Genomic DNA, 26280 nt, shown 5'->3' with positions numbered 1-26280 from the left:
GCGTCCGCGTTCCCTCGGACAGGCCGCAGCGCCTCCGCACCGCACGGAACACGCTCACAAGGACGTTGCCGCACCTCCCCAACTCCCCACCGGACACCACCCCTCCCGCTTACGCGTCCCGCGAAGGACACTCGTGGACAAGGGAGTTGACGCCGGAGGGGGACGGGACATGCGGGACGGCCATCGGGCGGAAGCCGAGCGGCTACTGGTGCGGGCCGTCGAGGAGGAGGTACGGCGCTCGGGCGGGCGGATCGACGGGCAGCTGCTGCTGTCGCGGGCGCGCGGCGCGTTGGGCGCGATGGCGGAGGCGGCCGGCGAGGAGTACGAGGCCTACGTCCGTGCGCTGGACGAGACCGAGGCGGGCCGGCTGACCTTCGGGCAGCGCTACGCCCGCGAGGGCGCCGGAACCGCCCTGCTGGTGGCGGTGGTCGCCGCGGTGGCCGCGGCCGGCGCCGACCTCCTGCTCGGCACCGGAAGCGGTACGGCCGTCGGCGCGGGTGCCGCCGCGGGCGTGGTCGGTGCCGCCGCCTCCGTGGTGAAGGCGGCCGGTGCCCATCTGCCCGCCGCGCATCACCGCGCGGGCGCGGCCGGCCAGCCCGGCGGGCCGGAGCAGCTGCGGCTGCAGTGGCTGACCGCGCTGGAGGTGCGCGGCATCCGCCCGTTCCTCGACCAGCAGCGGGTGCTGACCGCCGCCACGGTCCGGAAGAAGAAGGGCGGCCCGGCACTGCGCGGCGCGGACAAGAGCGCGGCGGCCCGCCGGCGTTCGGTGCTGGAGCAGTCGTTCGGGCAACTCCCGGACAGGGACGGTCCGTTCGCGGGACGCCGGGCGGAGCTGGCACGTATCCGGCAGTGGGCGCAGGCCGCCCGGGCGGCCACGGAGACCCGGCCCACGGTGGTCGTGCTGCACGGCGAGCCCGGCTCCGGCCGGACCACGCTCGCGGTGCGCGCGGCGCACGAGCTGCGGGACCACTTCCGCGGCGCGGTGGTCGTGGATCTGCGCGGCGGCCGGCGGGAGGAGCCGCCCTTGTCGACCCGGGACGCCCTGCTGCATCTGCTCAACCGGCTCGGGGCGCCCCGTGAACAGTTGCTGTTCCGGGAGCGGTCCTCCCCCGACCAGCAGGTCAAGCGGCTCGGCGAGCTGTACCACCAGCAGCTGTCCGGCCTGCCGGTGACGATCGTGCTGGACGACGCCTCGGACCCGGAGCAGGTGTGGGCGCTGGTCCCCGAGCGCTCCGACAGTCTGGTCCTGGTCACCGCCCGTACGGCCCTGGACCTGCCGGCGGATCTGCCGGCCTGGGTGCACGATCTGCCGGTCGAGGCGCTGGACGCGGCGGGTGCCGAGGAACTGCTCGGGGCCGTCGCCGGGGACGCGTCGGGGCCGTACGACGCCGAGTCCGCCGACCGGATCCGGGACCTCACCGGCGGGCTGCCGCTGGCGCTCAGGATCGCGGGCTCCGCGCTCGGCCCGCGCTCGCCCCGGCAGCTGGCCACGGCCCTGGGCGCGTACGGCCCGGTGGAGCCGGTGGAGCGTGCCCTGTGGCTGCGCTACACCGACCAGCCGGAGCCCGCGCGCCGGCTGCTGAGAAGGCTCGCGCTCGCGGGCCGGGCCTCGCTGGGCGCCGCCGCGGCCGCCGCGCTGCTCGGCACGGACGAGGCCGAGGCCACGCGGCAGCTCGCCGACCTCGCCCGGGCCGGACTCCTCGACCATGTGCGCGGCAGCCGCTACCGGCTGCACGACCTGGTGCGCGCCTTCGCCCAGGCCCGGCTGCTGGACGAGGAGGACCCGGCCGAGCGCGCGGCGGCGCAGGAACGGCTGATCGTGAACTACGCGGACCTGGCCGACTCGGTGCTGCGCCTGGTCGACGGGAACATGTCGACCCGTTCGCAGCAGTTCGGCCCGCACGGCTTCACCTCGCTGGACGAGGCGCTGCGCTGGCTGGACGACGAGTCCAGCTTCATCACCGCGGCCCTGCGGCACGCGGAGGGCGTGGACCAGAGGGCGGTGCAGAACCTGCTGGGCGCGCTGTGCGACTACTGCCTGCTGCGCGGCGACCTGTACCGGCTCGGGGAGATCAGCGAGCTGGCGCAGGCCGTGGACCAGGGGCTGCTGGTGCGCTCGGTGCAGTGGCGCACCGGGATCGCGGCCCGGCAGCTGGGCGAGCTGGACAAGGCGCGCGCCACGCTGGCCTCGGTGGTGGACCTGTACCGGGAGGCGCACCATGACGCGGGTGCGGCCCGCGCGCTGGGCTCGCTCGGGATCACCCTGCACCACCAGGGCCAGCTCAGCGAGGCCGCCGCCAAGCTGCGGGAGGCGCTGGATCTGCAGGCGGCGCCGGAGCTGGCCACGGACCGGGCCTGGACGATGCACGCCCTGGCCGCCGTCCAGCGGGACCGGGGCCGGCTCGCGGAGGCGCTGGAGCTGCTCACCCGCTCCCTGGTCCTGCACCGCGAGGGCGGCTCGGTGCACGGCGAGGCCTGGGCGCACTTCCAGCTCGGCCAGCTGGCGCTGCGCATGGGGGACGTACCGCGCGCGGAGTCAGAGCTGCGGTCGGCCCTGGAGCGCTGCGGCCGGACGCAGGACGCGCGCGGCGAGGCCTGGGCGCTGACCCAGCTGGCCCGGGCCCGTCTGGTGGCCGGCGACCCCGCACCGGCCGTCGAGGGCCTGCGGCGGACCGCCGCCCGGCACCGGGACAACGAGGACGCGCGCGGCGAGGCGTGGACGCTGTACTACCTGGGCCAGGCGCTGGAGGAGGCCGGCGACCTGGATGCGGCGGTGCGCGACCTGGAGCGGTCCCGCACGATGTTCTCCCGGATGCGGGACGTCTACGGCCTGGCCTGCGCCCGACACCACTCGGCCCGGGTCACCCGCGACCAGCGGGCCGCGCAGACCGGCTCGCTGCGCAACTCCGGCTTCGCCCGGCAGCTCCTGGTGGACGCCCGCGCCGACTTCCAGCGGATCGGCGTCGCGCACGGGGAGGCGTGGACGTGCCTGGAGCTGGCGGTGGTCGACGCGGGCAACGCCCGTACCCAGGCCGCGCTGGCCCTCGCCGACGAGGCGCTGGACCTGTTCGTCTCCTACGGCGACCGGCGCGGCGAGGACTGGGCCCGCTTTCTGCGCTGCACCCTGTTGCCCTACGCGGCACCCGGCGGGGTGGAGGTGGGCACGGCGGTCGCCCAGGAGGAGCTGGCCCGGCTGGCCCGCGCCGGCCATCCTCTGCGGGACGAGAAGCTGGCCGACTCCGTCCCGGCGTACGCCCTGCTGCTGGAGCGCGGGGTCAGCCTGGAGGACGGCTGGCAGGCCTGGCGGCTGCGCATGACGCCGGACCGCCACGCCCGGGAGGTGATGGGGGTGGCGGTAGTGGCGGCGCGCTGACGCCCGGGGTCAGCCCCGATCGGCCGCGGAGTCGGCCTTCTCGGTGCGCTCGGCCTCGCGGTCCGGGGACTCCTTGAAGTTGACCTTGTTCATGTGCTTGCTCATCGACTTCATCAGTCCCCACACCGCCAGGGCCATCACCGCGAAGACGATGAAGCCGAGGACACCGGGGGTGACCTTGTTCTCGTCGACCTCCTTGGCGAGAGGGACGAGGTGCGTCACTGCCAGGCTCACGCTTGCGCTCATGTCAGGCATTGTCTCGGATGCCCGCGAAGAGGTCGTCCTCGGGGAGGGAGGTGTCCACGAGGGACTTCGCCAGCTCGTACTCCTCCGTCGGCCAGACCTCCTTCTGCAGTTCCATCGGCACCTTGAACCAGCCGCCGTCGGGGTCGATCTGCGTGGCGTGCGCGATCAGCGCCTTGTCGCGGATCTCGAAGAAGTCCGCGCACGGAATGTGCGTGGTCAGCGTGCGTTCGGCGCGCTCGAACTCCTTCCAGCGCTTGAGCCACTCCCCGTACGGCGACTCCAGGCCCCGGTCGAGCATCGCCTGGTGCAGCGCCTCGGTGCGGGGGCGGTTGAAGCCCTGGTTGTAGTACAGCTTCTGCGGCTGGTAGGCGGGGCCGTACTCGGCCTCCGGGTACTTCTCGGTGTCCGCCGCGCCCTCGAACGCCACCATGGAGATCTTGTGGGTCATGATGTGGTCGGGGTGCGGGTAGCCGCCGTTCTCGTCGTAGGTGGTGATCACCTGCGGGCGGAAGGCGCGGATCCTGCGGACCAGCTCGCCGGCCGCCTTGTCGACGTCCTCCAGGGCGAAGCAGCCCTCGGGCAGCGGCGGCAGCGGGTCGCCCTCGGGCAGGCCGGAGTCGACGAAGCCGAGCCACTCCTGCCTGACCCCGAGAATCTCGCGGGCCTCGTCCATCTCCTTCTTGCGTACCTCGTGGATGTGCTCCTCGATGTACGTGTCGCCCTGCAGCTTCGGGTTGAGGATGGATCCGCGCTCTCCGCCGGTGCACGTCACCACCAGCACGTCCACCCCCTCGGACACGTACTTCGCCATGGTGGCCGCGCCCTTGCTCGACTCGTCGTCGGGGTGCGCGTGAACGGCCATCAGTCGCAACTGGTCAGTCAAGACTCAATCCTCGGTAAGTCGGCGCCCCGTGGTCCCGGCGCGATCGGCGGCTTCTATAGTGACGGAATCGGGGGGCGAATAATTCCGCGGAGAGGACGATCATGAGTACGGCGAGCGCGCGGCTGCCCGAGGGCCGCTACGGCCGTTCCTCGGACGAGCGTGCGGACCGCAAGCTCAAGGTCGCCGGTGCGGTGCTCGGCGCGGCCCTGCTCGCACTGGTCGGATACTTCGCGTACCACTATGTCGTGGAGAGCAGGATCAGCGCCCAGGTGATCGCCTTCGACACCACGGACAGCGCGGTCAAGGTGCATCTGGAGGTCCACAAGGACTCCGGCACCTCGGGCTACTGCACCCTGCGCTCCCAGGCGGCGGACGGCTCCGAGGTGGGCCGGGCCGACTTCCGCTTCACCGGGTCGGCCACGCGCATCGACAAGGTCGTCACGCTGCGTACGACGGCGAAGGGCACCACGGCCGAGCTGCTCGGCTGCCATACCGGCTGACCGGGGCCGGCCGGACACTCACCGGCTTCACCCGGAATACGTACACGCTGACCTGCGTTGATGTGATTCTGATGGCTTATGTCCTCCCCCTTCCGGCCTTGAATTGTTAGGCTCGTGGTTTCGCCCATCCATGAGGGAACATTCTTCCGGGTAGGGCGATGCTTTGTATTCCCAGTACCGACGAGGAGCACCCTGTGACCCAGACCAGCGAGAACGTCACCTGGCTGACCCAGGAGGCGTACAACAAGCTCAAGGACGAGCTTGAGTACCTTACTGGTCCTGCGCGCACGGAGATCGCCGCCAAGATCGCGGCCGCGCGCGAGGAGGGCGACCTGCGTGAGAACGGCGGGTACCACGCGGCCAAGGAGGAGCAGGGCAAGCAGGAGCTGCGCGTGCGGCAGCTGACCCAGCTTCTCGAGAACGCCAAGGTGGGCGAGGCCCCGGCCTCCGCCGACGGTGCCGTCGCGCCGGGCATGGTCGTCACGATCGCCTTCGACGGTGACGAGGACGACACGATGACGTTCCTGCTCGCCTCCCGCGAGTACGCGAGCGCCGACATCGAGACGTACTCGCCGCAGTCCCCGCTCGGCGCCGGAGTCATCGGCCACAAGGTCGGCGAGGACGCGGAGTACGAACTGCCGAACGGCAAGAAGGCCTCGGTGACGATCCTGAAGGCCGAGCCGTACTCGGGCTGATCCACCCCACCCGACATGACCTCGGGCCCCCGGGCGTCCGCCGGATTCCGCCGGACCCCGGGGGCTTTGCCGTGCCGCTACCGGCCGGCCGGTGGCGGCATGTCCTGCTCGGTCCAGATGGTCTTGCCGGCGCGCGTGTAGCGCGTGCCCCACTGGTGGGTCATCTGGGCGATGATGAACAGCCCCCGTCCTCCCTCCTCGTCGCTCGCGGCGTGCCGGAGATTGGGCGCGGTGTGGCCGGTGTCGGAGACCTCGCAGATCAGGGTCCGGTCGCGGATCAGGCGCACGCGGATCGGACCGCCGACGTAGCGGATGGCGTTGGTGACCAGTTCACTGACGACGAGCTCGGTGGTGAAGGCCAGGTCGTCCAGCCCCCAGTCGCCGAGCTGCTTGGTGACGGCGGTGCGGATGGTGGCCACCGCCGCCGGGTCCGGGTGTACCGGCCACTCGGCGAACTGGTTCCGGTCGAGCAGGCGGGTTCTGACCATGAGCAGCGTCGCGTCCACGTCCACCGGCCCGGGCAGCATCGCGGCCACCGCCCTGTCGCACAGCGCCGCCAAGGACGCCCGGCCGTCGCCCAGGACGCGGGACAGCTGCGCGAGCCCGGCGGCGCGGTCGTCGGCCGCCTGGAGGAGGCCGTCCGTGCAGAGGGCGACGAGACTGCCCGGCGCGAGATCCAGTTCCGCGCTCTGGTAGGGCGGGCCACCGATTCCCAGCGGCGGCCCGCTCGGCAGCTCCGGATAGCCGACGGCGCCCGTGTGCGGGTCGACGACCGCCAGCACCGGCTCCCCGGCCCGCGCGAGAGCGCACTTCCCCGAGAAGGGGTCGTACACGGCGTACAGGCAGCTCACGCCCAAGGCCTCGTCGGCGTGCGGCCTGCGGTGGCCCGGGCCTCGGTCGGGCCCGCCCTCGTGCGTGGTCTGCTCGACCAGGTCGGCCAGCCGGGACAGCACCTCGTCCGGGCTCAGGTCCAGCCGGGCCAGCACGCGCACACCGGTGCGCAGGCGTCCCATGGTGGCCGCGGCACGCAGGCCGTGACCGAGCACGTCTCCGACGACCAGGCCGACCCGTTTTCCCGACAGGGGGATGACGTCGTACCAGTCGCCGCCCACGCCGGACCTGCTGTCGGCGGGCTGGTAGCGGCTCGCCGAGTCGACGGCGGTGTGTGCCGGCAGGTGGCGCGGAAGCAGACTGCGCTGGAGTTTGAGGGCCACGGTATGGCCATGGGTGACCACCGGCATCAGCAGGAGACCGATCAGCAGGGCGCCGAGGCCCAGGACGGTGACCCCGCCCGTCCGGCCGATCAGCGGCAGGTCGACGGCGGTCGTGCCGTACCCGGGTTTCGCGTAGACGACGAAGGCGGCGTAGAGGAACAGCGAGATCATCATCAGCCCGCCCAGCGCCGGCAGTATGCCCTTGAAGACCAGGTCCCGGGTGCTGCGGGTGAGGATCTTGCGGTAGTACCAGACACAGGCGAAGCCGGTCACCGAGTACTGGAACGCGATCGCGAGGCCGACCGAGTCGATCGAGTCGGCCAGGATGTTATGGCTGCACGACGCCAGCAGGGCGAACAGGGCGATCGAGGCCGCTCCTATGCCGACCGTGCCCCAGGTCGGGGTGAGGAACCTGCGGTGGATCCTGGCCAACCGGGAGGGGATCGCCTTGTGGACCGCCATGGAGAAGACGGTCCTGGACAGGGGCAGGATGGTGGTCTCGGCGGAGGCCAGCGCCGAGGTCAGCACCATCAGAATCAGCAGTCTCGACAGGATCAGCCCGGTGTCGCTTCCCCCGAACACGGCCTCGCCCAGTCCGGAGAGCACATCGTCCGTGTTGCGCGTGTTGCCGAGCCCGATGCCCGACGTGCCGACTCCCGCGAACGCCTGCGTGGAGGTGGACACCAGGCCGTACATGATCAGGAGCAGCACGGTGGACAGCACCGCGGCGCGCCCGGGGATGCGCGTGCTGTCGACGGTTTCCTCATTGACCGTGAACGTGGTGTCCCAGCCCCAGTAGATGAAGACCCCCGCGAGGATGCCGGAGGTCAGGGCCCTGGCCGAGGGCACCTCGAACGGGTTGAACCAGGAGGCGGACACATGGATCGCCGTCGGGGGCGGGTCGGTGTAGACCCTCACCAGCGCCGCGACGGCGAAAGCGGTCAGCATCACCACTTCCAGGCACAGCAGCCAGCGCTGGACAGCCGCCGAGAACTCGATGCCGACGTAGCAGATCACGGTGAGCACGGCGATCCAGACCATGCCCGCCACGGTCGTCCACAACCGGCTCTCCGCCAGTTCGTTCAGGCCCGCCAGCCGGAAGCCGTAGGCGGCGGAGATGTCGGCGAGGTTCGCCATGACGATGATGTTGGCGACGATGAGGCCCCAGCCGCCCATCCAGCCGACGCGCGGTCCGAAGGTGCGCGTCGCCCAGGTGAAGGTGGTCCCGCAGTCCGCGTTGCCCGCGTTGAGCTCCCGGAAGGCATAGGCGATCAGCAGCATCGGGATGAACGCCAGCATGGTGACGATCGGGGCCTGCAGTCCGACCCCGGCCACGATGATGCCCAGCGTGGCGGCCAGGCTGTACGCCGGGCCGGCGGAGGCAAGGCCCATGGTCACCGAGGAGAACATGCCCAGGGCGTCGGTCTTGAGCCCCTTCCGGCGGGCCCCCGTCCCGGGAGCGGGGACGCCCGGGGACACGGTGCCGCCAAAGTGCCTCACACTTGATTGCACCGCCGGTTCCCATGCCTCCGCAACAGCACGGAGGCAGCCCGACGCGGCAGTCGAACGCTCGACTAACTGATCATGTCCATGTACAGTCAGTGAAGATCATGGGCGATCTCGGCGGGGCGGGGCGCCCCGGCAAGGGTGAACAGGCGGTCGTGTCCCTCACAAGGCTCTCGAAGACATCGCCGTCTCGAAGAGGGATCAGTTGAACACGGCTGAGAAGACGGCGGCGAGCTCGTGAACGCTGCCGCCGCCGAACAGGCCAAAGTGGCGAGGATCCGGCTCGCCTCGGTCGCCGGGGTGCTCCGATGCCCGCATCTGTGGCTCGGCGCCGCACTGTTCGTGATCTACACGGTGCTGTCGGTCGCCAGGTTCGAGCGGTTCGCCACCAGTTCCTGGGACCTGTCGATCTTCGAGCAGGTCGTGTCCTCCTACGCGCATCTCCGGGCACCGATAGCCACGATCAAGGGGCCGGGTTTCAATATCCTCGGTGACCACTTCAGCCCCGCCCTGGTGGTCCTCGCGCCCGCCTACCGGCTCTTCCCGACACCGGTGACGCTGCTGGTCGTACAGGCCGCGCTGTTCGCCTGCTCGGCCGCGGTGGTCTCGGCGACCGCGGAGGAGGTCCTCGGCCGCGCCAAGGGGATTCTGCTGGGGGCCGCGTACGGCCTGTCGTGGGGTGTGCAGAAGGCGGTCGATTTCGACTTCCACGAGATATCCCTGGCCATGCCGCTGCTCGCCCTGGCTCTGCGGTCGCTCGCACTCGGCCGGTGGCGCCGCGCGGCCTGGTGGAGCGCACCCCTGGTGCTGGTGAAGGAGGACCTGGGGCTGACCGTCGCCGCGATCGGTCTGTGCCTGTTCCTGGCAGGTCAACGGCGTCTCGGGGCCGCGCTGGGGGCGTTCGGGGCGGCCGCGACCGCGGTGGTGATGACGGTGATCATTCCGTGGTTCAACACGAACGGGGACTACGACTACTGGGGGAAGGTCAGCCACGGTTCCGGGGCGGGCGGTCTCACCGACGGCATCGGGACGAAGACCGAGACCTTGCTGTGGGTGCTCGGAGTGACCGCCTTCCTCGTGCTGCGGTCCCGGCTCGTGCTGATCGCCCTGCCGACCCTGGGGTGGCGTTTCCTGGCCGACGATCCAAACTACTGGGGGCGGGACTGGCATTACAGCGCGGTGCTCATGCCAGTCGTGTTCGTCGCGCTGATCGACGGCATCCGCCGCGCCGAGGCCTCGCCGCGGGACTGGGTGCGCGGGTACGCGCGTGGCGGGGTGGCCGCCGCGACGGCGGTCGCCGGCACGCTGTGCCTGCAACTGCCGGTACGCGGGCTGCTGGACTCCGGCACCTTCGACGGCGGCCCACGGGCCGAGGCCGGCGCGCAAGCCGTACGGCTCATACCGTCCGGGGTGAGCGTGGAGGCGAACACCGGACTCATGGCGCATCTCGCGGGCCGCACCCAGGTGTACTGGGTCGGCAACACCGGGCGAGTGGTGCCGCAGTACATCGCCCTGGATCTGGCATCGGGCTGGTCGTCCCCGATCAAGGACGTCACGGGTTACGCGAACGGGCTGCACCCGGGCACCCGGTACCGGCTGGTGTTCAACGACCAGCAGTACGCGGTACTCACCCGAACGTAGCCCGAAGCGCCTCGGGGATCCCGATGGCCGACGGCGGCGCGGGTCGTGGAAGCCCCCCTCCGCCCGGAGGGGGGCCGATGCGGGACGGCCGAGCCATCAACCGTGCGCCCGGCGGTACTTGCGGACCGCCAGCGTACGGAAGACGAGGATGATCACGACCGACCAGATCAGTGAGGCCCACACGGGGTGCTGCATGGGCCAGGCGCCGGACGCCTGGAAGCCCGGGGGAAGGTTGCCGAACAGCTCGCGACTCGCCTGCACGGTGGCGCTGAACGGGTTCCACTCCGCGATGTGCCGCAGGAAGGCCGGCATCTGGTTCGCGTCCACGAACGCGTTCGAGATGAACGTCAGCGGGAACAGCCAGATCAGACCTCCCGAGGTGGCCGCCTCGGGAGTGCGCACGGACAGGCCGATGAGCGCGCCGATCCAGGAGAACGCGTACCCGAGCAGCAGGAGCAGGCCGAATCCGGCGAGCACCTTGCCGACGTTCTCGTGGGTGCGCCAGCCGACCAGGAGGGCGACGACCGCGAGGACGAGCAGGGTCAGTGCGGTCTGTACCAGGTCGGCGAGGGTGCGCCCGGTCAGCACCGCGCCGCGTGCCATCGGCAGCGAGCGGAAGCGGTCGATGAGGCCCTTGTGCATGTCGTCGGCGATGCCGGCACCGGCGCCGGCCGTGGCGAACGTGACCGTCTGGGCGAAGATGCCGGCCATCAGGAACTGACGGTAGGCCTGGGTGGAGTTGGACGACCCGACCTGGATCGAGCCGCCGAACACATAGGTGAACAGCACCACGAACATGATCGGCTGGATCAGCCCGAAGACGAGCATCTCGGGAATCCGGCCCATGCGGATCAGGTTCCGGCGGGCGATGACCAGGGAATCGCTCACGGCGCTCACTTCACGGTCTCCTTGTCCTTCGCCTCGGCCCGGTCGGCCTGGTCGGCTGCCTCGGCCACGTGTCCCGTCAGCGACAGGAAGACGTCGTCGAGGGTCGGGCGGCGCAGCCCGATGTCGTCGATCTCGATCCCGCGGGTGTCCAGCTCACGGATGATCTCGGCGAGCAGCTTGGCGCCGCCGGTCACCGGGACCGTGAGCTTTCGGGTGTGCTCCTCGACCGTGACCTCGCCCTTGCCGAAGCCGCGCAGCACCTCGGTGGCGGTCGTGATGTGCTCGCGCTCGTGCACCACGACCTCGACGCGCTCGCCGCCGGTGCGGGCCTTGAGCTGGTCGGAGGTGCCCTGGGCGATGACCCGGCCGTGGTCGACCACCGCGATGTCGTGCGCGAGGTGGTCGGCCTCCTCCAGGTACTGCGTGGTGAGCAGCAGTGTCGTACCGCTGGAGACGAGCTGTTTGATGACCTCCCACAGCTGCTGGCGGTTGCGCGGGTCCAGGCCGGTCGTCGGCTCGTCCATGAACATCACCGGCGGTGAGACCACGAGGGCCGCGGCGAGGTCGAGCCGGCGGCGCATGCCTCCGGAGTAGGTCTTGGTGGGGCGGTCGGCGGCGTCCGCGAGGTTGAACTGCTCCAGCAGCTCCTCCGCGCGCGCCTTCGCCGCCTTGCCCTTCATCTGGTACAGCTGCCCGACCATCACCAGGTTCTCCCGGCCGGTCAGATACTCGTCCACCGCCGCGAACTGGCCGGACAGGCCGATGGAGCGGCGTACGGCGTCGGGGTCCTTCAGTACGTCCACGCCCGCGACGACCGCCCTGCCGCTGTCGGGGCGCAGGAGGGTGGTCAGGCAGCGGACGGTCGTCGTCTTACCGGCGCCGTTCGGCCCGAGAAGGCCGAGGACCGTGCCGTCGGGCACGTCCAGGTCTACGCCGTCGAGAGCCCTTACGTCGCCGAAGGTCTTCACCAGGCCTTCGGCATGGATGGCGCCTGGCATGTCTGTCTCCACGTCATCGGGGATCGTCGTCCGGGATTCTTCGGAAGGCTGTCCACACCATAACGCGATGTATCGCGTTCCTCAATGGGATGGACCGGGGATTGACTCGAACGAGTGACCGATCAGTACCAGGCCCGCCGTCGGGCTCTCAGCCGATGACGGTGTAACCCGCGTCGTGCAGGGCCTGGCCGACCTCGGCGCAGTGCGCCGGGCCCTTCGTCTCGAGGTGCAGCTCCACCTCCGCCTCCGTGAGCCCGAGCCGGGGGTCGGTTCGTACGTGGCTCACGTCGAGGACATTAGCGTCGACCACTGACAACACCCCGAGGAGCGTGGCGAGGGCGCCCGGGCGGTCCGTCAGCCGAAGCCGAACGGCCAGGTAGCGGCCCTGCGCGGCCATGCCGTGCCGCAGCACGCGCTGCATCAGCACCGGGTCCACGTTCCCGCCGGAGAGCACCGCGACGACCGGCCCCTCGAAGGTGCCCGGCGCGGCCAGCAGCGCCGCGACCGGACTCGCCCCGGCCGGCTCCACGACCAGCTTGGCCCGCTCCAGGCACAGCAGCAGCGCGGCCGACAGCTGGTCCTCGCTGACCGTGCGCACCTCGTCGACCAGGTCCCTGACGATCCCGAACGGCACCAGGCCGGGCCGCCCCACCTTGATGCCGTCGGCCATCGTCGCCGGGCTCTCCACCGACACCGGATGCCCGGCGGCCAGCGAGGGCGGGTAGGCCGCCGCGCCCTCCGCCTGTACGCCCACGATCCTGACGTCCGGCCGGATCGCCTTCACCGCCACCGCGATGCCGGCCGCGAGCCCGCCACCGCCGATTCCGACGACGATCGTGCGCACCTCCGGGCACTGCTCCAGGATCTCCAGGCCGACCGTGCCCTGACCGGCGATGACGTCGGGGTGGTCGAAGGGGTGGATGAACACCGCCCCCGTCTCGGCCGCGTACTCCTCGGCGGCGGCCAGCGTCTCGTCGACCACCTGGCCGTGCAGGCGCACCTCGGCGCCGTAGTCGCCGGTCGCGCTGATCTTGGGCAGCGGGGCGCCCTTCGGCATGAACACCGTGGAGTGCACCCCGAGCAGCGAGGACGCCAGCGCCACGCCCTGCGCATGGTTCCCGGCGCTCGCGGCCACCACCCCGGCCGCCCGCTCCTCCGGCAGCAGCCCGGCGATCCGCACATAGGCGCCGCGCAGCTTGAACGAACCGGTGCGCTGCAGGTTCTCGCACTTCAGATGCACCGGTGCGCCGACGAGTTGGGTCAGGTGCCGGCTGCCCTCCATCGCGGTCACCCGCGCCACACCCGAGAGCATCTTCTGCGCTCCGCGCACATCGTCCAGGGTGACGGAACGCAAGGAGTCAGCCGTGCCGTAGCTCATGACTCCAGCATCGCAGTTCACGGTCGTACACGACGGATGTGACCAAGCTCCGAGACCGGTTTGCGCAGCGCCGGTACGGCCCGCCGCCGGGCCGCGTACCCTGTCCCCCAACCAGCAGCCCTTCATGAAGCGAGCCTCCGGCCATGCCCACAACACCTGAAATGTCGATGGACATGACGACCGTCGGTGACACCGGTCTTCTCGACACCCTCCAGCACGAGGTGGCGGTGTTCGCCCGGCGTGCCGAACAGACGCGGCTCGGCGGGGTCGGGCAGGTGCGCAACTCCATGGACCGCGCGGCGTATCTCCTGCTCAACCGCCTCGACAAGGAAGGCCCGATGGGCGTCAAGGCGCTCGCCGCGAGCATGGGCATCGACTCCTCCACGGTCACCCGGCAGGTGGCTCCGCTGGTCGACACCGGGCTCGTCAAGCGCACCTCGCACCCCGAGGACGGGCGTGCGGTGGTCCTTCAGCTGTCCCCGCGCGGGGCCTCCCGGCTGGAGGAGGTGCGCTCCTCCCGGCGCCAGCTGATGGCCGAGCTGACGCAGGACTGGGCACCGGAGGAGCGCGAGCAGTTCTGCACGCTCCTGACCCGGTTCAACCGCGCGCTGTCCGCACGGATGACGGTGCAGGGGCCCGCGCCGGCGGAGCAGCCGCCGGCGTCCTGAGGACGGGCTCCCACCGCGGACACGCACCGGTCCGTGCCGAAGTCTTGACCCCGGGCCCCCGCTGGCCTCATATGAGACCACCGGGCCCTGTGTCGTTCGTACGCGGTTCACCTGTCCCGTACCGGACAGGGCCCCTCCAGGGGGAGGCGCGGTGCGTGATCGGCAGGCGTCCCGGGGTGCCCGCCGGGCCCGGGAGTTCGAGGCGTTCGTCGCGGGTGCGGCCGGACGTCTGCTGCATGCCGCCACGCTGCTGACGGCGGAGGCACCGGATGCCAACCCGCGCGCGCGGCGCCTGCTGACGCTCGCGCTCGCCCACACCTACGCGCGCTGGGACCGGCTGCACGGCGAGGACCCGTACGACTGCGCCCGCCAGTACCTCGCCACCCGCTTCGCACGCGCGACATGGCACCAGTACGGCGCGTTCGGCCGCACCCGCCCGGATCCGCGCAGCCCGCTCGCCGCGCTCACCCCGCAGGAGCGGCTGATCCTGGTACTGCGCCTCTACGAAGGCGTCGCCGAGGAACAGGCAGCGGCCCTCCTCGGACTCCCCCGGGAACGCGTCCACACCATCTGCGACCGCGCCACGGCCACGCTGCTGCACCCCCCGAGCCGTCCCGCACCACGGACGGCGGGCAGGGAGGTGGCGCCGTCATGACAGCGAGACCCCGGCGTAACGGGAGGGCGGCGTGAACCGGTCCCAGCGGGAGGCCGCCGCGCGGCGGATCATGGAACAGGCCCCGGCGCCGGTGCCGCCGGACCTGTGCGGGGAGGCCGTGCGCCGCGGCGAGCGCCTGTTGCGGCACCGGCAGCTCGTCCGCCGGGTGCTGTGGCTGCTGGCCTGCGCCGCAGCCGTCGCGTTCAGCGTGTGGGCGGCCCGAGTGCACCCGTGGACGGAACCGCCCTCCCAGACGACTCCGCCGATCACCGGCTGGTGAGCCGGGGGGTCGTAAGTTCGCGCCCCGCGGCGGAGCCACGGCCACCCGTCAAAGGCCCCCCGGCCTGCGTGACCCGGCCCCGCCTCAGGGCGTGCGTTCGCGTCAGCCCAGCGCCTGCTGGAGGTCGGCCAGCAGGTCGTCGGCGTTCTCGATGCCCACGGACAGGCGTACCAGGTCGCCGGGGACCTCCAGCGCGGAGCCGACCACGGAGGCGTGCGTCATCCGGCCGGGGTGCTCGATCAGGGACTCGACGCCGCCGAGCGACTCGCCGAGCGTGAACACCTTGGCCCGGTTGCACACCTCGACCGCGGCCTCCTCGCCGCCGTCGACGCGGAAGGACACCATGCCGCCGAACGTCTTCATCTGCTTCGCGGCGACCTCGTGACCGGGGTGCTCGGGCAGGCCCGGGTAGAGCACGCTGGTCACGCGCGGGTGCCGGGTCAGCATGTCGGCGATCTTCGCGGCGTTCTCGCTGTGCCGGTCCATCCGCACCGCGAGGGTCTTGGTGCCGCGCAGCACCAGCCAGGAGTCGAAGGGGCCGGCGACGGCGCCCATCGCGTTCTGGTGGTAGGCCAGCTCCTCGCCGAGGCCCTGGTCGGAGACGATCAGCGCGCCGCCGACCACGTCCGAGTGGCCGCCCATGTACTTGGTCAGGGAGTGGACGACGACGTCCGCGCCCAGCGACAGTGGCTGCTGGAGGTAGGGCGTGGCGAAGGTGTTGTCGACGACGAGCTTCGCGCCCGCGTCGTGCGCGACGGCGGCGACGGCGGCGATGTCGGTGATGCCGAGCAGCGGGTTGGAGGGGGTCTCCACCCAGACGGCCTTGGTCCTCGGGGTGATCGCGGCCCGTACGGCGGCCGGGTCGCTGGTGTCGGCGACGGACCACTCCACGCCCCAGCGGGTGACGACCTTGGCGAAGAGGCGGAAGGTGCCGCCGTAGGCGTCGTTCGGGATCACCACGTGGTCACCGGGGCTGAGCAGCGTGCGCAGCAGGGTGTCCTCGGCCGCCAGGCCGGACGCGAAGGCGAGACCGCGACGGCCGCCCTCCAGCGCGGCGAGGTTCTCCTCGAGGGCGGTGCGGGTGGGGTTGGCGCTGCGGCTGTACTCGTAGCCGCCGCGCAGCCCGCCGACGCCGTCCTGCTTGTAGGTCGAGACCTGGTAGATCGGCGGGACGACCGCGCCGGTGAGGGGATCCGCGGTGTTGCCCGCGTGGATCGCGAGGGTCTCGAAGTGCTGACTGATGTGCCTGTCGCTCATGTGCACCGAGCGTAGTGCGCCCGGCCGGATGCTGACGCCCGCCCGGCACAGGCGGCACCGGACGAAGGGGCTTCCCTGCGTGGACCCCGTACGGACACCGCCCCCGAGTGTCCTGTCATGAACGGGACCAGAGTTTTCCACAGCCTGGCGGCGGGGTTGGCCAATTGTCGGCGGCGTCTGGTTCGCTTGGGGCATGTCGATTCTCTGGCTGCTCATGGCGCTGCTCATGCTGAGCTTCGTGCTGCTGTCGGTCATGCGGCGCAGGCGCGGCGTGATCGAGCAGGTCCCCCCGGGACACCCGGACGCCGCCGACCCGGCGGCCTACGGCTTCGTGCGCCAGGAGGAGCTGGACCTGCGCATGCCCGGCCCGGACCAGGACCTGCTGGACGTCCTGGAGTTGGTGCAGCGCACGCAGGACTATCGCGCGGCCTCCCAGCTGCTGGCCGGCACCGAGACCGACGGTGAGCTGCGCTGGCAGCGCGTCCAGGCCTTCGCGGGCGCGGCCGCGCTGGAGCTGCAGCAGCGGCCCGGCGGGGTGCACGAGACGCCGGGCGGCCAGTGGCTGCGGGTGTGGCGGGCCGAGCAGCCCAAGGACGCGGGCTGCGCCGCCGTCTACGCGGAGTTCCTGGTGCAGCAGGCCTGGCGGACCTCGACGCCGGGCACGGACGACTTCCGGATCATCATGGAGGAGGCCCGGGACGCGTGCGCCCAGGCGGCCCTGCTGGCCCCCGGCGACCCGGTGCCCTACATCGTCGAGCTGTCCATCGCCCGCGGACTCGCCTATTCCCAGGCCGAGTTCGACCAGCTGTGGCTGAAGATCCTCGACCGCGCCCCGCAGCACATGGGCGCGCATCTGGCCGCGCTGCACTACTGGTGCGAGAAGTGGCACGGCTCGCGCGAGCAGGCGTACTCCTTCGCCGAGGCCGCAGCGGCCCGCGCGCCGCAGGGCTCGCTGCTTGCCGCGCTGCCCCTGTTCGCGGTCTTCGAGCACCTCCCCGAGGTGAACCTGGTGGCGGGCTTCTACCAGAGCGAGGTCGTCACCAAGGCGATGCACGGCGCCCTGCACGCGGTGCACTCGGCCCGCCCCGACGACCCGATGCTCGCGCACGTCCGCCATCTGCTGGTCTTCTTCCTGGTGCGCGCCGAGCGCTGGCAGGAGGCCATGCACCAGCTGATACACGTGGACGGGCACATCGGCGCCCTGCCCTGGACGCTGTCCGCCGACCCGGCCGCCGAGTTCGCCCTCTACCGCGCCCTGGCGGTGGCCGGATACGAGGCCAACGGCGGCAGCCCGGCCACCCTGCCCGGCTGAACCGCCGGCCCAGGGGCAACGAGGTGGGCACGCAGTACCGCTCGGCGATCCACACTCACACCCCGGCCCAGCCACCACCGCCGAGGCCTCCCGGACCGCGTACCGGAGGGTCCTGACCGCCTTTGGCCACGGCCGGATCACCACAGAAATCCAGTACCACCTGCCGGCGGACCACGATCAGTCCGCCCGGACGGCCGCAAGCTGGGCGTCCACGGCAACGACACCGTCGACGCCCTGGCACAGGCCCACGGCCACCGGGACGAGACGCGGTTCCGGGACGTGACCCCGCAGCGTAACGGCGCCGTCCCGGACCTCGACCGCGACGGTGCCCTTCTCCAGACCGAGGATGCGCCCCAGGACGTCCCGCTCGACCTCGCCGCGGATCTCGACGTCGGAGCGGATGAAGACGTCCAGCAGATCGCTGCGGCTGACGATGCCGGTCAGGAGCCCGTGGTCGCCGACCACCGGCAACTGCTTGACGTGGCGCCTGCGGAGCTCCCGTGCGGCCCGGGGGATCGTCCAGTCGGCACGGGCCGTGAAGACGGGGCTGCTCATGAGAGCGCCCGCGGTCCGGGCCCGAGCCTTGCCCCATGCGTGCTCGTCATTCCCGTCCCGCCCCTGCGGGTCGGGCATGCCGGTCTCGTGCCGCAGCACGTCGGACGCGGACACGACGCCGATGGGAGCGCCCTCGTCGTCGACGACCGGGGCCGCGGCAATGTCGTTGGCGTCCAGCAAGGCGGCGATCTCGTGGAACGGCGTGTCGGGGCGGAGGGTGATGACCTCCTCGGTCATCACGTCACTGACCGTGCGGCGGTGCAGCATGGCATCGGCCTCCTCCACTTCGCGGCGGGGCGGAGCCCCGGCCCCCGGACCGCTCGTCCACCCCCGTCTCCCTACCCATGACAACACCGCACCGCCCCGGCGACCAGTGACGTTCGGCCTGACGGAGGGGCCGGCTGTCCCACAGTGCGTGTGCACCGTCTGTCGCCCGAAAGGCCGAGCACCGTGTGCGTCACCCGTACGGCGGCCCTGGCGTGCAGCCGGTTGCCGCAACCGGAAGCCTAGGATCCGTCACTGGACAACGAGGAAATGTCCACTTCGTCAAGATGTGACCGGATTCGCGCCGTGATCGAAGGAGACGGGATGTCGCACCGCGCCGGCAGAACCCGTTGGCGGCGCTTCGCGGCAGTCCTGGTTCCGGGCATCGCAGCCTGCGCAGCCCTCGGCATCGCCATGGGGCAGGGGGCACTGGCCGCGTCGTTCCTCATCTCCGGCCAGAGATTCCAGGTCACCGCCGACACGCTGACCGCTCGCGGCCTCAGCATCTACGGCATGGTGGACGTGACCAGGCAGGGCGAGCGTGTGCCGGTCGAGGTCACCGGATCCCGGCACTCGACGATCAGCGGGCTGTGCGAGTCCGTGGTGATCGAGGTGCCGGTGCTGGGCCCGCAGACACTGAAGCTCACCGGCGGAGACGAACGACCGGTCGAGGCATCGAACCTGTTCCTCGACACGGCGTTCCAGTCGGCCGGGCAGGCGGAATTCCGTGGACTCGACCAGGGCATCGCACAGGGGGAGATCACCAAGGGCCCGATCAATCCGGGCGACAGGAACTCGCTCTTCTTCGACCCCAACGGCTTCGGACAGCAGGCCACGTCGGTCACCCTGACCGACGTGCACGTGACCGCGGTCGCGCTCTCTGCCGGTACGTTCAGCATTCCCGGCCTGCGCGTGCGGATCGAGCACGGCCGCCACGAATGCTCCTGAGCCCTGGGCGGGCCGAACCCGCCGAACGCCCCCGCATCCGCGCCACACGGCCCTGCGTACGCCGCACCGCTGATCAGGAAGACACGTGAGCACCAATCTCCTCGGCAGAGGAACCCGATTGCGCGTCACCGCGGCGCGCGCCCGGCACAGGTTCGGAACCTGGCGTGGCGAACGCCCCTTCTGGGCGGGGCTTTTCACCACGACGGCGGGATTGCCCATCCTGTACTGGCCGTACGCGAATCTGGACCTGGCCGGAATTCCGCTGGCCATGTCGACCACGTCCGGTGCCGGAGCCCTGATCATCGGAGTTCTGCTCATCGCCCTGGGGCTCACCCTCTGGTACCAGCCGCACCTCCGCCTGTTCGCCGGGATCGCCACTCTCCTGCTCGCCCTCGTCTCCTTCCCCGTCGCGAACCTCGGCGGGCTCTTCCTCGGACTGATCAGCGGTCTGATCGGCGGCTCCCTGGCCTGCTCCTGGACTCCCGTCGCCACCGAACCGCCGACGGCGCCGGCGGACTGTGGGTCCACGGCCGTTCCGGCAGGGGAAGGCCGACGTGGCAACTGACCGCGCCCATCGGACCACGGACTCCTCCGCGCCCGAGCCCCGCCGCCCGGGCCGCACCCCACCGCCCCGCCGCACGCTCGGACGAGTACCACGGCCCGTCGCCTGCGCACTGGCCGCGGCCGCCGTGCCCCTGGTCCTGCGCCTCCTCACGCCCTGGTCGACGAACCCGCTCCTCACCCGCGTCGACACCGGCGTCCCCACAGGCGCCACCCCGCAACCGGCCGGTCCGGCCCGCACGCTCCCCGGCGTCGGGGCGGCACCCGCGCACGCCGCGCGGCCGTCCGCGAGCACCGCACGAGCAGTCACGGGGGCCTCCTGGTCCTTCTCCGACGCACCACTCGACCCGACGCCGGCCCGCCCCACGACCATCTCCTGGGTACTGCGCGCCGACCGACTCGTACTCCGGGCCGTCGGTTTCCGCGGTGTGGTCACCGTGCGCACCGCAGCCGGGCCCATTCGGGCACTGAAGTTCGTCGCCCGCTCCGTGGCGGCCGTCAACCTCGACGTCACCGCGGGCCGAGGCCGCGCGGCGGTGCGACTGCAGGCCAGGTCCAGGACCACGCTCACAGGCCAAGGCGGCAACGGCGTGGTGACCCTCTACATCCGCAGTCTGTCCGGCACGGTCACCTCCCTCGGTGGCGCCTCTCTCCCGGTGAACCGCACCGTCGCCATCACCCCCGACGCCGTACCACCCTGGCTGGCGCACCTGGTCACCCGTACACGCACGATCACCTGCGTCGACGCGACCGTCTCACCAGTCGCCCAATTCGGCGGCAACCTGTCCATCACGGAACCGCTGCTCCACGCCCCGGCCGGGTGACCCACGGTCCCGAGCGGGCCCGGGCCGAGAGGAACCGGAGAGTCGCGGACGGAGAACACAGGGAGGAACATCGAAGTCACGGAGGCAAGGTGGTGGCTATGGGGACGCCGTCGATTCATTTCAGCGAGAGTCCGGAGGATCCGTTCGCCCTCGGGCGTGGCGCCTCGGCCGTGCTCGACGATCAAGGCACCGTGGTCGGCTGGAGCGCACGTGCGCAGGAGTTGCTCGGCTATCCGGCCAAGGAAGTGATCGGACGCGCCTGGCAGGACTTCCTGATCGACGCCCGTGACCTGCCCGTCGCGCGGTCCGTCGTCGCGGACGCCATGAAGGCGGGGGGATGGTTCGGCGTCCTGACCGTCCGGCACCGCGACGGACGCCGTGTGGAGATGGGTTTCCGGGCCCGTGCGGTCACCCGGGAGGGCGGCGGTCAGGAATGGCTCCTGGTCGGCGCTCCTGCTCCGGAGGTGATCGCCTGGCAGCGGGACCGTGCGCTGCTGGACGGGCTGTACCACCGGTCCCCGATCGGCCTGGTCGTCCACGGCCCGGACAGGAGGGTGATCCGGGTCAACCGCGCGGTCGAAAAGGCGAGCGGCGTCCCGGCCTCGGCGCCGATAGGCCGTCGACCCCGCGAGTTCATGGTCGACGAGGACGCAGGTCCGGCAGAGGAACGGGTACGGCACGTCTTGGAGACCGGCGAGCCGTTGATCTTCACGGAACAGTCCGCCCGGGCACGCCACGATCCGGGCCGGGAACGGATCGTGTCCGTCTCGGCGTTCCGGATGGAAGACCCCTCGGGCCGGGTTCTCGGCGTGGCCGAGACGATCGAGGACGTGACCGACCGCCACCGGGCGCAACGCAGACTCGCCCTGCTGAACGAGGCGAGCGCCCGCATCGGAACCTCGCTGGACGTGGCACAGACGGCTCGGGAACTGGCCGAGGTGGCCGTCCACGGCCTGGCCGACCACTGCTCGGTCGACCTCCTCAAACCCGTGACGCTGGGCGACGAACCAGTTCCCGGTACGGCAGGCCCGCTGCTCCGGACCGCGCTCGCACCACCGGAACGCCGCGTCCCGTTCCAGGAGGGCGAGGTGGTCCCGCTGCTTCCGGAATCCCCACAGGCGCGGTGCCTGGCCGAGCGTCGCCCGATTCTCGAAGGGCTTCTGTCCCTGCGCCCCGAGTGGTACGACATGGACCGGCGGAGGACCGAGATCGCCCTGGGCCTCGGCGTTCATTCGCTGATCGCGGTCCCCCTGGTCGCGCGCGGCCTGGTACTGGGCGTGGTGAGCCTGTGGCGGTCGCGCAATGCGGAGCCTTTTGAGGACGACGATGCCGCGGTGGCCCAGGAGCTCTCCTCGCGCGCGGCCGTGTGCATCGACAACGCGCGCCGCTTCACCCAGCAGCAGAGAGCCGCGCTGACTCTTCAGCGCAGTCTGCTGCCGAGCGCGGCGACCGACCTGCCGGCCGTGGAGGTGGCCTGCCGGTACCTCCCAGCCAGCGGTGAACCGGGCATCGGCGGTGACTGGTTCGACGTGATCCCGTTGTCAGGGGCCCGGGTCGCCCTCGTGGTGGGGGACGTGGTCGGCCACGGAATCCACGCCGCGGCCTCGATGGGCCGTCTGCGTGCCGCCGCGCGCACCCTGGCCAGCCTCGACCTGGAACCGGACGAGGTGGTGGCGCGCCTCGACGATCTGGTCAGTCTGCTGGCCGCCGAACAGGAGGCGAACGATGACGGCAACCGGTCGGCCATCGAGCAGGTGCTCGGGGCCACCTGCCTCTACGCCGTCTACGATCCGGTCTCCCAGCGCTGCTCCCTCGCACGCGCCGGCCACCCGGCGCCGATGGCGTCCACCCCCGACGGCGAGGTGACCGTGCTGGATCTGCCCGCGGGTCCACCGCTGGGCCTGGGCGGGCTGCCGTTCGAAACGTACGACCTGGACCTCCCGGAGGGCAGCCTGCTCACGCTCTACACCAACGGCCTCCTGGAGGCACGCAACGGCAACATAGACGCCGCGCTGGAGAACCTGCGCGCGTGTCTCACCGACCCCACCGAACCTCTGGACCAGACCTGCAACGCCACGGTCGAAGCGCTGCTGCCCAAGGGCCACCTCCCCACCGACGACATCGCGCTGCTCATCGCTCGTACCCGGGCGCTACGGCCACAGAACGTCGCCTCGTGGCAGCTGCCCCTGGAAGCGACCGCCGCCGCCCGAGCCAGGGAGTTGGTCACGGCGAAACTGACCGAGTGGGGACTGACCGAACTGGCCTTCACCACCGAGCTGGTCGCCAGCGAACTCGTCACCAACACCTACCGGTACGCGGCCGGCCCCGTCACCCTGCGCCTCATCCGTACGCACTCTCTGATCTGCGAGGTGTCCGACACCAGCCACACGTCCCCCCACCTGCGACGGGCCCTCAGCACGGACGAGGGCGGACGCGGGCTCTTCCTGGTCGCGCAGCTCACCGAGCGGTGGGGCACCCGCTACAGCCACGACGGCAAGACCGTCTGGACGGAGCAGCCTCTGCCGCCCGCATGAGGCCCCGTAATTCCGGCGACGCAGGCGGGCCCTCCCCCGTAGATTCACCGTTCGCCAGCTCGGGGAGGCCGCGCAAGGTGCGCGGCGACGGGGAGGAAACCGGTGAGCACGTTTCTGATCGGCGGCGGGTGGGACACCGCCATGGTGTACGAGCCGTTCGTCGGGGCGGTCGGCGCAGGCCGGCGCATCGGGTGCCTGATCGTCGACGAGGGGGACGGGCCGGCGCAGTTCGAGCGGTATGCCGAGGTGCTGGGCAAGGCGGGAGCGGGCACTCCCGTGCCGTTGCTCGTGCCGCTCGGCGGCCGGTTCGAGCCGGAGTCGGCGCTGGACGGGGTCGACGGGCTGCTGGTGTGCGGTGGGCTGACGCCCGCGTACCAGGAGGCGCTCGCGGACTGCCTGGAGCGGCTGCCGGCGCTGCTCGCCGGGCGCGGGATGCCGTACGCCGGGTTCTCCGCCGGTGCCGCGGTCGCCGCCCGGCGGGCCGTGGTCGGCGGGTGGCTGGTGGACGGGGTGCCGGTGTGCCCGGAGGAGACCGGGGAGGACCTGGCGGAGATCGAGGTGCGGGCAGGGCTCGGCCTGGTGCCGTTCGCGGTGGACGTCCACGCCGCCCAGTGGGGGACGCTCGCACGGCTGGTCGCGGCGGTCGGGCGGGGTGCGGCGCCGTACGGGGTCGCCGTGGACGAGAGCACCCTGCTCCACGTGGTGGACGGCGAGGTCCGGGTGGCGGGGCTGGGGCGCGCCCATGTCGTGCGGCCGGACGGGGACGGCGGGGTGCTCGTGCGGGCCTGCCGCGCGGGGGAAGCGTTCTCGATCGCCTAGGCCCGAGCCGCACACGCCCGCCCCCGAAGGGGCGGGCGCGGGAACCGCACGAGCGACCACGGCGTCCCCGCACCCGGCGCCAGGGGCACCCGGAGCCGGCCGCCCGTCAGATGGTCGCCGTGTCGATCACGAAGCGGTAGCGGACGTCGCTCGACAGCACCCGCTCGTACGCCTCGTTGACCTGCTCCGCGCTGATCAGCTCGATCTCGGCGCCGATGCTGTGCTCCGCGCAGAAGTCCAGCATCTCCTGGGTCTCGGCGATGCCGCCGATCATCGAACCCGCGAGGGTCTTGCGGCCGCCGATCACCGAGAACAGGTTCAGGGCGATGGGCTCCTCGGGCGCGCCCACGTTGACCAGCGCGCCGTCCACCTTCAGCAGCGACAGCAGCGCGCCGAAGTCCATCGGCGCCGAGACCGTGGAGACGATCAGGTCGAAGGTGCCGGCCAGCTCGGCGAAGGTCTTCGGGTCGCTGGTGGCGTAGTAGTGGTCGGCGCCCAGCTTCAGGCCGTCGTCCTTCTTGCGCAGGGACTGCGACAGGACGGTCACCTCGGCGCCCATCGCGTGCGCGATCTTGACGGCCATGTGGCCCAGGCCGCCCAGTCCGACCACGGCGACCTTCTTGCCGGGGCCCGCGTTCCAGTGCCGGAGCGGCGAGTAGGTGGTGATGCCGGCGCAGAGCAGCGGGGCCGCCACGTCCAGCGACAGGCCGTCGGGGATGCGCACGACGTAGTTCTCGTCGACGACGATCTTCTCGGAGTAGCCGCCGTAGGTGGGCTCACCGTCCCTGCCGACGGCGTTGTACGTGCCGACCATGCCCTTGAGGCAGAACTGCTCCAGACCCCCCAGGCAGTTCTCGCACTCACGGCAGGAGTCGACCATGCAGCCGACGCCCACCCGGTCCCCGACGGCGAACTTCGTCACACCGGGACCGACCTCGGAGACCACGCCGGCGATCTCGTGGCCGGGCACCATCGGGAAGATGGCCTCGCCCCAGCCCTCGCGGGCCTGGTGGATGTCGGAGTGGCAGATTCCGGCGAACTTGATGTCGATCAGGACGTCGAACTCGCCGACCGCCCGCCGTTCGATGGTGGTCCGCTCCAGCGGAGCCTTCGCGGCGGGGGCGGCGTACGCAGCAACAGTGGTCATGCCGGGGTTCTCCTAGCAGGTGTTCCGTGCCCGGCCGCCTTCCGACCGGGCACGGCCCCCAGCCTGCCGCGGTCCCGGCCGGCCACCCAGACCACGCCTTTGCGTACGACCGCTGTGCCTACCACTGGCGGGGTCAGGCTGGTGCGCGTACGACCAGGAATACTGGACGTATGGCACACAGGGACTCAGCACCGCAGGCCGCAGCGGCCGCCGGGCGGCCGCTGGACCGGCGGGCCGAGCTGAGCGAGTTCCTGCGCAGCCGGCGGGCCCGGCTGAAGCCGGAGGACGTGGGGCTGCCGGACTTCGGACGGCACCGGCGGGTGCCGGGGCTGCGCCGCGAGGAGCTGGCGCAGCTGGCCGGGGTGTCGGTGGCGTACTACACCCGGCTGGAACAGGGCAACGGCCGGAACGTCTCGGCGGAGGTCCTGGACTCGATCGCCCGGGCGCTCAGGCTGACGGACGCCGAGCACGCGCATCTGACCCACCTGGCCAAGCCGAAGTCGCACAAGAAGAAGCCGGCGGCACGGCAGCAGCAGGTCCGGGTCGCGCTGCGGCAGCTGCTGGACACGATGGACGGCGTACCGGCGTACGTCGTGGGGCGCCGCTCGGAGATCCTCGCCTGGAACCGGATGGCGGCGGCCGTCTTCGGCGACTGGGCGGAGCTGCCGGCGGGCGAGCGCAACTGGGCGCGTCTGGTGTTCCTGCACCCGGACTACCGCGAGCTGTTCATCGACTGGGAGCAGAAGGCGATCGACATCGTCTGCGCCCTGCGCATGGACGCGGGCTGCCACCCGGACGACCCGAAGCTGTCGGCGCTCGTCGGCGAACTCTCCGTCAAGAGCGAGGAGTTCCGCCGGCTGTGGGCGACGCACGACGTCAAGGAGAAGAGCCATGGCGTCAAGCGTCTGCACCACCCGCTGGTCGGCGATCTCTCCTTGAACTTCGAGGGCTTCCGCCTGGCGGACGACTCCGAGCAGTCGCTGATCACCTATCACGCCGAGCCGGGCTCCCCGTCCGCCGACTCCCTGCGCCTCCTGGCCAGCTGGGGCACGGACGCGACGCGCGCGGTGCCGTCGGCGTAGACCTTCGTACGGCGCGTTCGTACGACGAAGGGGCACCCGGAGCCTCGCTCCG

23 protein-coding genes and 1 pseudogene are annotated in these 26280 nt (G+C 71.5%); 15 read left to right on the top strand and 9 right to left on the bottom strand.

Features of this window, described 5'->3' with window-relative positions:
• Nucleotides 1-169 precede the first annotated feature (169 nt).
• Nucleotides 170-3373 carry a tetratricopeptide repeat protein gene (locus ACZ5NH_RS13765; RefSeq protein WP_468775468.1) on the top strand — a complete coding sequence of 1068 codons (3204 nt, stop codon included), beginning with the start codon at nt 170-172 and terminating at the stop codon, nt 3371-3373.
• Nucleotides 3374-3382: 9 nt separating this feature from the next.
• On the opposite strand, the gene ACZ5NH_RS13760 is transcribed toward ACZ5NH_RS13765, so the two are convergent.
• On the bottom strand, nt 3383-3628 hold the full coding sequence (locus tag ACZ5NH_RS13760; protein ID WP_468775041.1) for a hypothetical protein: 246 nt from the start codon (nt 3626-3628) through the stop codon (nt 3383-3385).
• The gene (gene mca, locus ACZ5NH_RS13755) at nt 3621-4502 is read right to left on the bottom strand and encodes a mycothiol conjugate amidase Mca (RefSeq protein ID WP_388620149.1); all 882 of its coding nucleotides are present in this window, start codon (nt 4500-4502) and stop codon (nt 3621-3623) included. The genes ACZ5NH_RS13760 and mca overlap by 8 nt, the downstream gene beginning before the upstream one ends.
• A gap of 101 nt (nt 4503-4603) precedes the next feature.
• On the opposite strand from mca, the gene ACZ5NH_RS13750 reads away from it, so the two are divergent.
• Nucleotides 4604-5002, top strand: coding sequence for a DUF4307 domain-containing protein (locus ACZ5NH_RS13750; RefSeq protein ID WP_388620146.1), 399 nt, complete (start codon nt 4604-4606; stop codon nt 5000-5002).
• 194 nt (nt 5003-5196) lie between these two features.
• On the top strand, nt 5197-5697 hold the full coding sequence (greA, locus tag ACZ5NH_RS13745; protein ID WP_388620143.1) for a transcription elongation factor GreA: 501 nt from the start codon (nt 5197-5199) through the stop codon (nt 5695-5697).
• A 77-nt stretch (nt 5698-5774) separates the two neighbouring features.
• On the opposite strand, the gene ACZ5NH_RS13740 is transcribed toward greA, so the two are convergent.
• Nucleotides 5775-8411 carry a SpoIIE family protein phosphatase gene (locus ACZ5NH_RS13740; RefSeq protein WP_468775039.1) on the bottom strand — a complete coding sequence of 879 codons (2637 nt, stop codon included), beginning with the start codon at nt 8409-8411 and terminating at the stop codon, nt 5775-5777.
• A gap of 243 nt (nt 8412-8654) precedes the next feature.
• Between ACZ5NH_RS13740 and ACZ5NH_RS13735 the strand changes: the two genes are divergently transcribed.
• Nucleotides 8655-10058 (top strand): DUF2079 domain-containing protein, encoded by a 1404-nt coding sequence (locus ACZ5NH_RS13735; protein WP_468775037.1) that lies wholly within the window; start codon nt 8655-8657, stop codon nt 10056-10058.
• 96 nt (nt 10059-10154) lie between these two features.
• Here ACZ5NH_RS13735 and ACZ5NH_RS13730 read toward each other — a convergent pair whose 3' ends face one another.
• From ACZ5NH_RS13730 to ilvA, 3 genes are all read right to left on the bottom strand, one after another.
• On the bottom strand, nt 10155-10955 hold the full coding sequence (locus ACZ5NH_RS13730; RefSeq protein ID WP_388620134.1) for an ABC transporter permease: 801 nt from the start codon (nt 10953-10955) through the stop codon (nt 10155-10157).
• A complete protein-coding gene (locus ACZ5NH_RS13725; RefSeq protein ID WP_468775034.1) occupies nt 10952-11944 on the bottom strand; it encodes an ATP-binding cassette domain-containing protein in 993 nt (330 codons plus the stop codon). The genes ACZ5NH_RS13730 and ACZ5NH_RS13725 overlap by 4 nt, the downstream gene beginning before the upstream one ends.
• 148 nt (nt 11945-12092) lie before the next feature.
• Nucleotides 12093-13322 (bottom strand): threonine ammonia-lyase, encoded by a 1230-nt coding sequence (gene ilvA / locus ACZ5NH_RS13720; protein WP_468775032.1) that lies wholly within the window; start codon nt 13320-13322, stop codon nt 12093-12095.
• 161 nt (nt 13323-13483) lie between these two features.
• Here ilvA and ACZ5NH_RS13715 point away from each other — a divergent pair, with 161 nt between their 5' ends.
• From ACZ5NH_RS13715 to ACZ5NH_RS13705, 3 genes are all read left to right on the top strand, one after another.
• On the top strand, nt 13484-13990 hold the full coding sequence (locus ACZ5NH_RS13715) for a MarR family winged helix-turn-helix transcriptional regulator (RefSeq protein WP_468775466.1): 507 nt from the start codon (nt 13484-13486) through the stop codon (nt 13988-13990).
• A gap of 151 nt (nt 13991-14141) precedes the next feature.
• The gene (locus ACZ5NH_RS13710) at nt 14142-14645 is read left to right on the top strand and encodes a sigma factor-like helix-turn-helix DNA-binding protein (RefSeq protein WP_388620125.1); all 504 of its coding nucleotides are present in this window, start codon (nt 14142-14144) and stop codon (nt 14643-14645) included.
• Nucleotides 14646-14676: 31 nt separating this feature from the next.
• The gene (locus ACZ5NH_RS13705) at nt 14677-14925 is read left to right on the top strand and encodes a hypothetical protein (protein ID WP_468775030.1); all 249 of its coding nucleotides are present in this window, start codon (nt 14677-14679) and stop codon (nt 14923-14925) included.
• Nucleotides 14926-15027: 102 nt separating this feature from the next.
• On the opposite strand, the gene ACZ5NH_RS13700 is transcribed toward ACZ5NH_RS13705, so the two are convergent.
• Nucleotides 15028-16182: a cystathionine gamma-synthase gene (locus tag ACZ5NH_RS13700; protein ID WP_388620119.1), complete on the bottom strand. Its 1155-nt coding sequence runs from the start codon at nt 16180-16182 to the stop codon at nt 15028-15030.
• A gap of 193 nt (nt 16183-16375) precedes the next feature.
• Here ACZ5NH_RS13700 and ACZ5NH_RS13695 point away from each other — a divergent pair, with 193 nt between their 5' ends.
• Together ACZ5NH_RS13695 and ACZ5NH_RS13690 are read left to right on the top strand one after the other, a co-directional pair.
• Nucleotides 16376-17494: a hypothetical protein gene (locus tag ACZ5NH_RS13695; protein ID WP_468775028.1), complete on the top strand. Its 1119-nt coding sequence runs from the start codon at nt 16376-16378 to the stop codon at nt 17492-17494.
• An 11-nt stretch (nt 17495-17505) separates the two neighbouring features.
• Nucleotides 17506-17666: pseudogene (locus ACZ5NH_RS13690) on the top strand (peptide-methionine (S)-S-oxide reductase MsrA); the annotation flags it as partial.
• 5 nt (nt 17667-17671) lie between these two features.
• Here ACZ5NH_RS13690 and ACZ5NH_RS13685 read toward each other — a convergent pair.
• On the bottom strand, nt 17672-18316 hold the full coding sequence (locus ACZ5NH_RS13685) for a CBS domain-containing protein (RefSeq protein ID WP_388620114.1): 645 nt from the start codon (nt 18314-18316) through the stop codon (nt 17672-17674).
• Nucleotides 18317-18637: 321 nt separating this feature from the next.
• Between ACZ5NH_RS13685 and ACZ5NH_RS13680 the strand changes: the two genes are divergently transcribed.
• The 5 genes from ACZ5NH_RS13680 (at nt 18638) to ACZ5NH_RS13660 (ending at nt 23999) form a co-directional block, all read left to right on the top strand.
• A complete protein-coding gene (locus ACZ5NH_RS13680; RefSeq protein ID WP_468775026.1) occupies nt 18638-19261 on the top strand; it encodes a DUF6230 family protein in 624 nt (207 codons plus the stop codon).
• A gap of 85 nt (nt 19262-19346) precedes the next feature.
• Nucleotides 19347-19826, top strand: a complete 480-nt coding sequence (locus ACZ5NH_RS13675) for a DUF6114 domain-containing protein (RefSeq protein WP_468775024.1) — start codon at nt 19347-19349, stop codon at nt 19824-19826.
• Entirely contained in the window at nt 19816-20646 is an 831-nt protein-coding gene (locus ACZ5NH_RS13670) for a hypothetical protein (RefSeq protein ID WP_468775022.1), read from the top strand. Before ACZ5NH_RS13675 ends, ACZ5NH_RS13670 begins: the two co-directional genes overlap by 11 nt.
• A 98-nt stretch (nt 20647-20744) precedes the next feature.
• Entirely contained in the window at nt 20745-23180 is a 2436-nt protein-coding gene (locus ACZ5NH_RS13665) for a SpoIIE family protein phosphatase (protein ID WP_468775020.1), read from the top strand.
• 102 nt (nt 23181-23282) lie between these two features.
• Complete coding sequence (locus ACZ5NH_RS13660; protein WP_468775018.1) at nt 23283-23999, top strand: hypothetical protein; 717 nt, start codon at nt 23283-23285, stop codon at nt 23997-23999.
• A gap of 106 nt (nt 24000-24105) precedes the next feature.
• Here the strand turns inward: ACZ5NH_RS13660 and ACZ5NH_RS13655 are convergent, their stop codons facing one another.
• Nucleotides 24106-25146: an NAD(P)-dependent alcohol dehydrogenase gene (locus ACZ5NH_RS13655; protein ID WP_468775016.1), complete on the bottom strand. Its 1041-nt coding sequence runs from the start codon at nt 25144-25146 to the stop codon at nt 24106-24108.
• A 170-nt stretch (nt 25147-25316) separates the two neighbouring features.
• On the opposite strand from ACZ5NH_RS13655, the gene ACZ5NH_RS13650 reads away from it, so the two are divergent.
• A complete protein-coding gene (locus tag ACZ5NH_RS13650; protein ID WP_468775014.1) occupies nt 25317-26228 on the top strand; it encodes a helix-turn-helix domain-containing protein in 912 nt (303 codons plus the stop codon).
• Nucleotides 26229-26280 lie beyond the last annotated feature (52 nt).

It is taken from the genome of Streptomyces sp. NPDC031426 (assembly GCF_055581585.1).
Note: the sequence above shows the minus strand (reverse complement) of the source record. Positions and strands in the feature narration are given on the sequence as shown.